Annotated in this window: 8 protein-coding genes and 1 pseudogene; 2 read left to right on the forward strand and 7 right to left on the reverse strand. The window is 36.5% G+C overall.

Annotated elements, in window-relative coordinates; translation table 11 throughout:
- Window positions 1-196 precede the first annotated feature (196 nt).
- On the forward strand, window positions 197-1,063 hold the full coding sequence (locus tag EHV10_RS01785; RefSeq protein ID WP_128673150.1) for a nitroreductase family protein: 867 nt from the start codon (window positions 197-199) through the stop codon (window positions 1,061-1,063).
- A 51-nt stretch (window positions 1,064-1,114) separates the two neighbouring features.
- Here EHV10_RS01785 and EHV10_RS01790 read toward each other — a convergent pair whose 3' ends face one another.
- From EHV10_RS01790 to EHV10_RS01815, 6 genes and pseudogenes are all read right to left on the reverse strand, one after another.
- Window positions 1,115-1,558, reverse strand: a complete 444-nt coding sequence (locus tag EHV10_RS01790) for a Dps family protein (RefSeq protein ID WP_009663748.1) — start codon at window positions 1,556-1,558, stop codon at window positions 1,115-1,117.
- Between the two features lie 207 nt (window positions 1,559-1,765).
- Window positions 1,766-4,588 carry an excinuclease ABC subunit UvrA gene (gene uvrA / locus EHV10_RS01795; protein WP_167456716.1) on the reverse strand — a complete coding sequence of 941 codons (2,823 nt, stop codon included), beginning with the start codon at window positions 4,586-4,588 and terminating at the stop codon, window positions 1,766-1,768.
- 63 nt (window positions 4,589-4,651) lie between these two features.
- Complete coding sequence (locus EHV10_RS01800; RefSeq protein WP_128673152.1) at window positions 4,652-5,161, reverse strand: shikimate kinase; 510 nt, start codon at window positions 5,159-5,161, stop codon at window positions 4,652-4,654.
- Between the two features lie 68 nt (window positions 5,162-5,229).
- Complete coding sequence (locus tag EHV10_RS01805; protein ID WP_128673153.1) at window positions 5,230-6,318, reverse strand: phosphotransferase enzyme family protein; 1,089 nt, start codon at window positions 6,316-6,318, stop codon at window positions 5,230-5,232.
- Window positions 6,315-8,465 carry a 1,3-beta-galactosyl-N-acetylhexosamine phosphorylase gene (gene gnpA / locus EHV10_RS01810; RefSeq protein WP_128673154.1) on the reverse strand — a complete coding sequence of 717 codons (2,151 nt, stop codon included), beginning with the start codon at window positions 8,463-8,465 and terminating at the stop codon, window positions 6,315-6,317. Before gnpA ends, EHV10_RS01805 begins: the two co-directional genes overlap by 4 nt.
- A 217-nt stretch (window positions 8,466-8,682) precedes the next feature.
- Window positions 8,683-8,844: pseudogene (locus tag EHV10_RS01815) on the reverse strand (sodium/glutamate symporter); the annotation flags it as partial.
- Window positions 8,845-9,037: 193 nt separating this feature from the next.
- On the opposite strand from EHV10_RS01815, the gene EHV10_RS01820 reads away from it, so the two are divergent.
- On the forward strand, window positions 9,038-10,795 hold the full coding sequence (locus EHV10_RS01820; protein ID WP_128673155.1) for an IS1634 family transposase: 1,758 nt from the start codon (window positions 9,038-9,040) through the stop codon (window positions 10,793-10,795).
- Between the two features lie 164 nt (window positions 10,796-10,959).
- On the opposite strand, the gene gltS is transcribed toward EHV10_RS01820, so the two are convergent.
- Window positions 10,960-12,132 carry a sodium/glutamate symporter gene (gene gltS, locus EHV10_RS15600; protein ID WP_456298607.1) on the reverse strand — a complete coding sequence of 391 codons (1,173 nt, stop codon included), beginning with the start codon at window positions 12,130-12,132 and terminating at the stop codon, window positions 10,960-10,962.
- Window positions 12,133-12,227: the final 95 nt, after the last annotated feature.

Raw genomic sequence — 12,227 nt, forward strand, 5'->3', positions numbered from 1 at the left:
TATGCATATTGTATATTGCTTTAATTTACATATAATTTCAACCCTATATGTACTGCTTAATATTCATTCTTTCTTCCTTTAGTATTCCTCATATTTTTCAAATAAAACCATATATAAAATTGACCTTACAGGCTTTTTTTTGTATAATATATATAATTTAATCTTTTGGAATTTGTACTGTGGAGGGAATAAATGTATGAATTATTTAGAACTTATTGAAAAGAGAAATTCTATCAGAGATTTTCTCAAAAAGCCTGTTGAGCAAGCTAAATTAGATGAGATAACAGGATTTTTTAATTCAGCTCAAAAGCTTTTCGATGTAAATACAAAAGTGCTTATAGCCGCAAAAGAAGATACCGCTCAAAGACTTTCAGGTGTGGCAGGATATCGTGGAAATGCTTTTAATGCTCCTGCTTACCTTGTTATTTTATCTGAGAATAAAGATAATTATCTTGTAAATGCAGGATTTATGGCTGAACATATTATTTTAAAACTTGAAGAAATGGGATTGTCGTCATGTTTTTTGACTTGTGATGACAGTGAAATGGTAAAAAAGGTCTTACTTATCGAATCCGACATGGATATAGCCGCTATGGTTGCATTCGGATATGGTAAAAAAGAAAAGGATACTACAAAACTCAACATACACTCACCTTCTAATGTAAGTATCAGCAGCAAATCAGGGCATATTGCTCCAAAGATTGCAGTTACCGCTTTGGCATTTGATTCCGATTTTGATACTCCTTATAATTTTGATGATGAATATGCGGATCCTGTTATTGCCGATGCACTTTATGCAGCCAGCCTTTCACCAAGCTTTTTGAATCATCAAAATTATCGCTTCGTTATAAACGGAACTCATGTTTATTTATTTAATAAATTTGACGAAGTGGTTACAAAGAATGACAATCTGTTGGGACTCGGTGCCGCAATGCTCAATTTCCATATGATATTGTCATCAAAGTATTCGGGAATCGGAAACTGGAGCCTTGATGTTTCAAATATCAAACATGATTTTAAAAATCCAATTGACTATACTTTGGTAGCTGCTCTGGATATTTAAATTTTTAAAAGGCACAGCCGGTTTCGACTGTGCCTTGAGCTTTTTTAGTGTTTAGTTTTGTGCAAATGCCTTAAGCATCCACAATGTCTTCTCATATTCTTTTACATAGCCTGTAAAGATATCTGCGGTAACAACATCGCCTTCCTTATCAGCCAATTCCACGATTTCCTTTGAATCGTTTACCCAGTATTCAACATCAATAGTTAGTATGCGAATAGCCTCGTCAATGTTGATGGCTTTGTCGGGAAGTTCCTTTACCTTGCTAATTTCCAACGCTTCTTTTAAGTTAGCTATCGGTAGAGCATCCTTAGCAAGTATTCTCTCAGCTACCTCGTCGATAATATCGGCTGTCTGATCGTAATATTCCTCCAGTTTGGAATGAAGAGTGAAAAATCCGTGTCCCTTCAGATTCCAGTGCATATTATGTAGTTTGATGTACATAATCTCCTGATTTGCCAAATAAGCATTCATTTTTGCAAGCAATTCCTGTTTCATAAAATATTCCTTTCTGCAAAATAATACCATTTATGCAATCCATTTCTATCACCTCCAACTTTTCATAAGAAACTGTATTTAAACTTTTATAATTCTCATACAATCCCTTTTGAAATGATAGTCTCTATCAAGAGGCAATTCTATTCTATCATTTTATACTACAAAATCAACACTTCCTACAAATGTATACAGTATACTTGTATAACTTTAGTCTAAGTATCTCTTCACATATTTTCCTGTATATGACTTTTCTATATTTGCTATCTCCTCAGGTGTACCTGTGGCTACCACTTCGCCACCTCCTGCACCGCCTTCGGGACCTATATCTATTATATAATCGGCACATTTTATAACATCCAGATTATGCTCTATTACAAGCACCGTATTTCCACTGTCTGAGAGTCTTCTAAGTATCTCCACAAGCTTATGTACATCCGCAAAATGCAGTCCTGTCGTAGGCTCGTCCAGAATATAAATAGTCTTTCCTGTAGCCCTCTTTGAAAGCTCTGTTGCAAGCTTTATTCTCTGTGCCTCTCCACCGCTTAGCTCTGTAGACGGTTGACCAAGTTTGATATAAGAAAGACCTACATCATACAAAGTCTGTATTTTTCTTGCTATAGTAGGCACATTTTCAAAAAAGGTCAATGCTTCTTCCACAGTCATATCAAGCACGTCATATATGGATTTTCCCTTGTACTTTACTTCCAAAGTCTCTCTGTTGTATCTCTTTCCGCCACATACTTCACATGGTACATACACATCAGGTAGGAAATGCATCTCTATCTTTATAATGCCGTCACCTGAGCAGCTTTCACATCTTCCGCCCTTTACATTAAAGCTGAATCTGCCTTTCTTATAGCCTCTCATCTTGGCATCCTGAGTTGCTGCAAACAGATCTCTGATCATATCAAATACACCGGTATATGTAGCCGGATTTGATCTAGGAGTCCTTCCTATTGGTGACTGATCTATTGCTATTACCTTATCAAGCTGCTCTGTACCTTCTATAGATTTATATTTACCGGGAATAGTATGAGCACGGTTTAGCTTCTTAGCCAACGCCTTATATACTATCTCATTTACCAGTGATGACTTGCCCGATCCTGACACGCCTGTAACACAGGTCATCACTCCGGTAGGTATATCTACATTTATATTTTTCAGATTGTTTTGAGCTGCACCCTTGACTTTGAGCCATCCGGTAGGTGTTCTTCTGCTTTTTGGTACATCTATCTTTATCTCACCTGAAAGATACTTACCGGTAATGGAATTTGGATTTGCCATTATTTCCTTGGCAGTACCTGTAGCTACCACCTCACCGCCGTGACTTCCGGCTCCCGGTCCTATGTCCACTATATAGTCCGCTTCCATCATAGTGTCTTCATCATGCTCCACCACCAAAACTGAGTTTCCTAAATCTCTTAGATGTTTCAAAGTAGCAAGCAACTTGTCATTATCCCTTTGATGAAGTCCGATACTTGGCTCATCCAGTATGTATGCCACGCCTACAAGACCTGAGCCTATCTGAGTAGCAAGTCTTATTCTTTGGGCTTCACCACCGCTAAGTGTACCTGTAGCTCTGGTAAGGCTTAGATAGTCAAGACCTACATCTATAAGGAAAGTAACTCTAGCTCTGATTTCCTTTAAAATCAACGCACCTATAGCTTCCTGCATCTTTGTAAGCTCCAAAGAATCTATAAAGTTTCTAAAATCCGTAATAGACGCATCTGTAGCATCATAGATATTCTTTCCGCCAAGAGTCACTGCGAGAGCCTCTTTTTTAAGTCTTCTTCCGCCACATGACTTACATGGTGCAATTCTCATATACTGCTCATATTCTTCCTTGGCACTTTGAGAAAAGGTCTCTCTGTAACGCTTTTCCATGTTTTTTATAAGACCTTCAAATATAACAGGATATACTCCGCTTCCTCTCTGGCCTGTATAGGCTACATCCACCTGCTCTGTGGTACCGTAAATCAATATATCATGTATTTCCTTCGGATAATCCTCAAAAGGTGTATCCAGACTGAAGTTAAACTTTTCCGCCAAGGCTCTAAGCATAGCATTACTGAAGCTTTTTTTATCATTGCTGCTCTGCCAACCGAGCACTATTATAGCTCCCTGATTTATAGAAAGTGATTTATCCGGAATCATAAGATCTTCATCAAATTCCATAGTATATCCCAGTCCCGCACAGTCAGGGCAGGCTCCGAAGGGATTATTAAATGAAAATGTTCTCGGCTCCACCTCATCAATCGAAATACCGCAATCAGGACATGCAAAGTTTTGTGAAAACTTCATAGGCTCACCGTCTATCACATCAATGGTTGCATAGCCGCCTCCAAGATTTAGAGCGGCTTCCAATGAATCTGTAAGCCTTTTTTCTATATTTTCCTTTACTGAAAGTCTGTCTATTACAATATCAATGCTGTGCTTGATATTCTTTTCCAGTGTAATCTCCTCGCTGAGTTCATACATGTTTCCATCTATCATAGCACGTACATAGCCTGATTTTTTTGCACTTTCAAGTACCTTCTCATGTCTACCTTTTTTGCCCTTTACCACAGGTGCAAGTATCATAAACTTGGTCTTTTCTGGAAGAGTGAGCACTCTGTCGACCATCTGATCAATACTCTGTCTATGTATCTCCTTACCGCAACAAGGGCAATGAGGAATACCTATTCTTGCATACAAAAGTCTGAGGTAATCATAAATCTCCGTAACAGTACCTACTGTAGACCTCGGGTTTCTGTTTGTAGACTTTTGGTCTATTGAAATCGCAGGGGACAGCCCCTCTATACTTTCCACATCAGGCTTTTCCATCTGTCCAAGAAACATTCTGGCATATGAAGACATTGACTCCATATATCTTCTTTGTCCCTCGGCATATATGGTATCGAACGCCAAAGAGGACTTTCCGGAACCGGAAAGCCCTGTTAAAACAACCAATTCTCCTCTTGGTATGTCCACTGATATATTTTTTAAATTGTGCTCGTTGGCACCTCTTATTTTTATATACTTTGTATCCATTATTATCTCCATTATAATGTTCGAACAGTTCGAACATACTTTCGTAACAGTATATAATTTATTTTAATTTACGTCAATAATGGATATTATCTTTTTTACACAGTCCTCCACGCTGCCGTTATTCTCAACAGTATAGTCTGCATGCTTTTGATATTTTGAAATCCTCATATCATACATCTTTTTAAGTTCTTCCTTTGACTTATCTCTTGCAAGTGGTCTGTTCGTATCTGAGAGCAGGTCTTCATATATCCTGTTAAAATCCCTTACAAGACATATGATAATGCCTCCACTTTTTAAAACCTCACCGTTTCTGTCAAATGTAAGCATTCCTCCGCCTGTGGAAATAACTCCGGACGTCATTTTGGAAACCTTTTTAGCTATATCATGCTCCAAATCTCTAAAATGATTCTCACCATGTTTTTCAAATATAGTAGGTATATCCATTTCATAGGTCTCTATCAAGAACTCATCGGTATCTATATAATTGGTAGAAATCTCCTTAGCCAACGCTCTTCCTACAGTTGTCTTTCCGCTCGCCATAAAGCCGCATAGTATAATTTTTTTATTTAACATATATCAGTATCCGTTTCTATAAACAGCCACAAATGTTTTTGTTACACTTGTGGCTTCCAACTCATAAACTAAATATACTTTTCTACAATCTTTTTCATCTCTTCAATATGTTCTTCCATATCCGAAATAAGCTTTATTTGAGTTCTTGCACGGTCAAGATTATGATTTTCCCTTGCTATCTTAAAATACTTATCACCTGCAATATAATCTCCCAAAAATCTTATACCACATTCATAGGTCATTACTATGGCTCCCATATGCAAAATTTCAATCTCTCTTTTATTTAAACTCTTACCGCAAGCTTCCAAAAATCCCCTTGTAAAAGCTTCAAACAGCTCAATATCAAGACCTACCTTTGACAGATCCGGTTCATCCTCAAGCCCTTTATTTGCACCGAAACGAATGGAATCACCAAAGTCAAAAGCTGCAACTCCGGGCATTATAGTGTCAAGGTCTATTACACATAAAGCCTTCTTTGTATCTTTATCAAATAAAATATTGTTAAGCTTGGTATCATTATGTGTAACCTTCAAAGAGATTTCATTATTTGCAAGTGCTCTGTTAAATATATGGGTATATTCCTCTCTGTTTAAGAAAAAGTCTATCTCCTCTTTGACATCCTTTACTCTGCCCAAAGGATCTTCATTTATCTGTGCTTTAAATGTAACAAATCTGTCCTCTGTATTGTGGAAGTTTTTGATAACTTCACTAAGTTTATTTACCGGAAAGTCTGCCAAAAGATTTTGGAAATTTCCGAAAGCAAAGCCTGACTCATAAAACTCTTTAGCATTTGTAACCTGCTCATAGCATATAGTATCCGATATAAAATTATAGGCTCTCCAAATATCTCCTTTACTGTCTTCGTAAAAGCTTTGACCGTCTTTAGTCTTTATAAGATTTAGAGTCTCTCGGTCCGGATCTCCGCCGTTTTTTTCAATCTTATCTCTTAAAAATGAGGTTACCAATGCAATATTTTCCATAAGCTTCTTCGGCTCTTTAAATATTGATTTATTTATCTTTTGTAAAATAATCTTACCGATACCCTCATAATCCAGAAGATATGTATCATTTATATGACCGTTACCATACTCCGAGAACTCTTTTAGTTCGGCAAAATTATCATATTGCTGCAATACTTCTATTATACTTGATTTCATACTTTCCCCTCTATTTCAAACCATTTTATTTCATTAGGCTCAAGTTTAAGTTCAAATGAACTTCCATCTCCCTTATATATATTTGTAACCTGAGCTTCATAGGTATTGTTTACCACACAGAATTTATTATTTTCCACATATGCATTTACCTCTACATTCAAGTTGGTGCTGAACCATCTGTGAATACCCTCTTCATCATGTGAAGCCCAAAGTATCGCTCTATAAAGTAATCTGTTATTTTCAAGACTGTAAGGTAAACCGCTGATATAAACAGTTCTGCCCTTACCATTCTCCTTACATGCAAGCTGTACGGAGTCTCCATCTAAAGCAAGAATTTCTGTACCCTCAAGTGCATAAATGAAGTCCTTACCTTCACCAAAGTATATTTCATCACAGGATTCCTCTGTAATAAAATGTGATTTTACTTCTTTATAATACTTGCCTCTTGCCAAAGTAAAGCCGTTTTCAAGCTCTACTCCAAGCTGAGTTGCAAGCTGCAGCATTCTTCCCTGATAAGCATATCCGCTCGGTTCACCAACACCTATAAAGCCTCCGCCATTATATATGAAGTCCCTTATTGCTGTAAGTATTCTCTCATCACTCCAATACTGTCCACCGGTTTGTCCTGTGTTTGCATCACCGATATTCATTACTATATCAAATCTGTTTAAAATATCCTTATCCTTTAAAATATCTTCAAAGCTGATAAAGTCAATATCGAATGGAGAACCGCTAAGCGCCTCTATTACTCCTGCATATGAATAGTTCTTCTTGTAGTATATAGCATGGTGTACCATATGATTCCCCCATGCCTTATATCTTCCCCAACCGCTGAGCACGGCAATCTTCTTTATACAATGAGCCTTACAACCTTCTGCATTTGCATACAGTTCTCTAAACTCATCACATACCTGCTTTGTATAGTCAATAAACTCAGGAAAATCAAGTGTAAGCTTCAAATAACCGCCATAGCCTATTCTGTCTACAGGCTTTCTAAGTATTGCCCTTCTGGCTGTTATCCAGTTTCTCTTTGCCTCCCCAAGGGGATCACCTCCCTTATGGAATGTATCCGGGAAGAAATAAGGCAAAAGTCTGCCCTCTGTATATTTTACCCCTTCAATATCACTGATAAGTCTAAGTGTCTGTCCGTTTCCGACACTTCCAACCACTGCATCCAGACCTATATTTTTGAACTCTTCCATATACGGCTCCATACCGATCCAGTGATCACCCAAAAACATCATTGCTTCCTTACCGTATTCATGAACTATATCCACCATCTCTTTGGCAAGCTTTGCAACTTCTCTTCTTTGGAAATCCACGAATGCGAAATATTCCTTACATGGAACTCTGTAAGTATTGTTCATATATCCCTGGTCTATAATATATTCAGGTCTGAACTTAATACCGGTTTCCTTTTCAAATTGGTCTAAAATATATGGACTTACAGAAGCTGTATATCCATACCAATCCACATACTTTTGTCTTGCAAGTTCATCAAATATCAATGTGAACTGATGGAAGAATGTGGTAAATCTTATTACATCAACCTTAGGATGTTCCTCCAAAAACTTTCTGAGTCTCTTCATAGAGTAGACTTTTGTTTTTGGCTGACGTACATCGAAAGTTATCTGCTTTTCAAAATTTGTCCAACCGTTTGTCACCGCATTGTACATATGTACAGGATCCCAAATTATATAAGCCAAGAAGCTCACTGTATACTCATGATATTTCTTTGCATTTATAATTACTTCACCATTTTCATAACTCCAGTCACTCACAGGCTCTCCGATAGTCCTGTCCATGACTTCCCACCATCTTTTTATATCATCATAATCATTGACCTTCAAAAGATCCGGATGTAAGCCTTCCATCAATCTGATTCTAAGAGTATCCTCTGTTGCCGTATGGAAGTCAGTCATTATATACATCTGCTGCACTTCATCAGGATTTGCCTTTGCCCACTCATTATCCTTTCTGGTGGTATAATAAGTAGCATAGATCTTTGCATCCAGTTCCTCTATTTCCTTAGGCATATCTGTTCCGTCACAATCTCTGATGGCGTCAGCACCCCAAAGCTCCATTATTTCCTTTGTCTCTTCAATGATATCAACATCTGTAGGTATAGTTACCCTTCCTTTTAACATTTGTCCCCCTAGGTATTATTTTTATATATTTTCAGTCAAAAAGTCATTTACTCTCCAACAAATTTTCTTCTATTTCATACAGAACTTTTATTATTCCGCATAATATAGAATATAATATTTTATTACAAAAACTTCAACTAAAATCTTAATCAAAATATACTATTCCAATAAAAAACTCACCTCTTATAAGGTGAGCTTTTAAATAAGGTTAATTTTTTTAACCTAAAAAGTTTATAAAAAATGTTATTGTCAAGCTGTTTAGGAAATCCGCAAACATACTTCCGACTATCGGAACAAGTAAGAATGCCTTTACTGAAGGAAGATATTTTTCTGTAACAGCCTGCATATTTGCCATGGCATTAGGTGTTGCACCCATACCCGTCTTCCGTCGAAGTACTATGAAAGTTCCGACGTTTTAAATTCCTGATAAACTATTTGATTTTACACAATTCTTTTAAGTCCCTTATTTTAAAGGCTTTTCTGCCATAAAAAATATTTAAAAAAAGTTGAAAAATTTTTTTGAGTATGTTATAATCATAGTACTTCATAGTACTTTACTTTTAGAGGTGTTTATGGCTTATTTTTTGAGAAAAGAAAAGAAGAAAAAAGGTACTTATCTTCAGATGTATGAATCATTTTGGGATAAGGATAAAAAGCAACCAAGAACAAAAAATGTAAAATCTTTTGGTTATGTTGAGGATTTGATTTCAGGTGAGATTCCTGATCCTGTTAAATTTTACAGTGACTATGTAAAAGAGCAAAATGAGAATAGAACAAAGATTCTTTCTGAAGAATCCCGTCCTCGTGCATTTTCCACCCCTGTTGAACTTAATATAGGGCACTTCTTACTTTACTCATTAATTGATGAGCTTGATGTTAAAGAAACTATTGATATACTTGCTTCTCAAATGCGTTTTCAGTTCTCTGTATTTGACTTAATTACACAACTTATTTATGCAAGGGTTATATCTCCATGCTCTAAGTCAAAGACAGCCTCTCATGTCTTTCCATACCTTTATGGCAGCTCTACAATCTCTGAAGACCAGGTATATGACGGGTGTTCTTTCATAGGAGAGTCTTATAAAAAGTATATTGATTTATTTAATCACTCTTATGAAAAGTATTTTAAAAGGGATCTTAGCAGTGTATTTTTTGATTGCACTAATTATTACTTTGAAATTGATATCCCTAGTGATGACAAGCAAAAGGGACCTTCAAAAGAGAATAGGCACTCCCCGATAATAGGGCAAGCTTTACTTTTAGATGCCGATCTCGTACCTGTCTCCATGCAAATGTATCCCGGAAATGAATCGGAAAAGCCATATATTAGAAAAGTTATTGAAGAAATGAAGCAACGACACAACATATCAGGCAAGACTATTCAGGTGGCTGATAAAGGACTTAATTGTGCAAGAAATATTTATGCTGCAGTTAAAGAAGCTAATGACGGCTATATATTTTCAAAATCAATACATGGTAAGAATCTAAGCGAAAAGGAAAAGAAATGGGTTCTACTTGAGAATGATACAAATGTCTTTTCTAATTACACTGATGAAAGAGGTAATATATCTTTTCGTCTTAAATCATGTATTGACAGCTTTGACTACAGCTTTAAAGAGATTGATTCGGAAACAGGAAAAGAGAGTGTTACAAAGTTCTCTGTAAAAGAAAAGCGTATCGTCTCTTATAATCCTAACCTTGCAAAGAAACAAAGGCTTGAAATAATGAAAATGGTCGATAAAGCTTCAAAGTTTTCTACATACAAAAATATCGCTAAAGATGAACTTGGAGATTGTGCTAAATATTTAGACATCATAACTAAAGATAGCACAGGCAAGACAATAAAGCCTATAATAGACTTAAATAAATCTAAGATTGATGAAGATCTTAAATATGCAGGATATAACCTTTTAGTGACATCTGAGATAGACATGGAGCCATTACAGGTATATAAGACATACCATAGCCTATGGAAAATCGAAGAATCTTTTAGACTTACAAAATCATACCTGGATGCCAGGCCTGTTTATTTACAGAAAAAAGAAACAATCTACGGGCATTTTTTGATATGCTACCTTAGCTTGTTTCTTTTAAGAGTATTAGAAATCAAGTGCTTCAAGAATAAAATAAACTCTTATGACTTGATTAACTTTATGCGTGATTTTAGGGTGGTAAATAAAGGTGATAATACATATATCAATATATCAAGAGACCAGTCCGTTAACGAAAAGGTTAAAAAACTGGTTGGTTTTAGTAACCTTGATGCCCTCTATTTAACTAAAGCTGAAGTCGACAATTTCTTTCAAAACTGCATGCTCTTGGATACCTAGAGTACTAGGTTTTGAGAGAAACGACGGAAGTCAGGTATTATTCCGCATAATATAGAATATAATATTTTATTACAAAAACTTCAACTAAAATCTTAATCAAAATATACTATTCCAATAAAAAACTCACCTCTTATAAGGTGAGCTTTTAAATAAGGTTAATTTTTTTAACCTAAAAAGTTTATAAAAAATGTTATTGTCAAGCTGTTTAGGAAATCCGCAAACATACTTCCGACTATCGGAACAAGTAAGAATGCCTTTACTGAAGGAAGATATTTTTCTGTAACAGCCTGCATATTTGCCATGGCATTAGGTGTTGCACCCATACCGAAACCACATGTACCGGCTGCCAAAACAGCCGCATCATAATCACTTCCCATACATTTGAATGTAATAAATCTTGCAAAGATATACATAAGAGCTACTTGACCTGCCAATAGTATAAACAGAGGAAGAGCAAGTGCAGCCAACTGCCAGAGCTTTAATGTAATCATTGCCACTCCAAGGAAAAGCGAAAGACAGATACTTCCAAGGTCGTTTATTTCACCCATATGTATTCTGAAGCCGTCCGTATATTCACTGATATTTCTCATTACAGCCGCAACTATCATAGAACCTATATAAACCGGGAATGTCATACCCGTCTTTGAAAGTACAAAAGATACAATAGTTCCTATACCCATTGCCAATGTAAGCTGGTATACTGCCGGTGCATACATAGAAACCTCTCTTCTATGCTTTATTTCCTCTTCCACAAGCATACTGTCATCTTCATATACTGCAGTATCCATAAGGCTCTTCTTTTTTATAAGACTGTTTGCCAAAGGTCCGCCCATCAGTGAACCTGCTACAAGTCCGAAAGTAGCCGCCGCTGTAGCAAGGGTTGTTGCACCGTCAACATTCATATCCTCAAGCAAAGGACCGAAGGCTCCGGCAGTACCATGCCCTCCAATCATAGGTATGGAACCTGTACACATACCTATAAGTGGATTTATACCAAGAAGTTTTGAAAGGCCCACCGCTACAAAGTTTTGAGATATTATAAGTAACAATACCAATATAAGGAATATAAATGTACCCTTACCACCGCTCTTTAGCACCTTCATATTTGCCTGAAATCCTACAGATGTAAAGAACATAACCATGCATACATTTCTAAGAGTCTCATCAAAATTTATCTCAAGAATGCCAAGTGCATACAATGCACAGAATATAACGGCAAAAATCATACCACCTACCACAGGAGCAGGAATACAAAATGTTGTTAAAAACTTTATTCTTTCCTTTAAAAGTACTCCAATAAAGAGTGCAAGTACCGCAACCGCAACCGTCTGATACATATCCAGGTTCAAAGTTTTTCTTGAAACATTATCAGCCTTAACCTCAGCCTTCAACCCGGTTATTCCGTTTGCACTGTACCATTCACTTGCCGCTT

Origin of the sequence: Lachnoanaerobaculum gingivalis (assembly GCF_003862475.1) — a bacterium.
GTDB lineage: Bacteria > Bacillota > Clostridia > Lachnospirales > Lachnospiraceae > Lachnoanaerobaculum > Lachnoanaerobaculum gingivalis.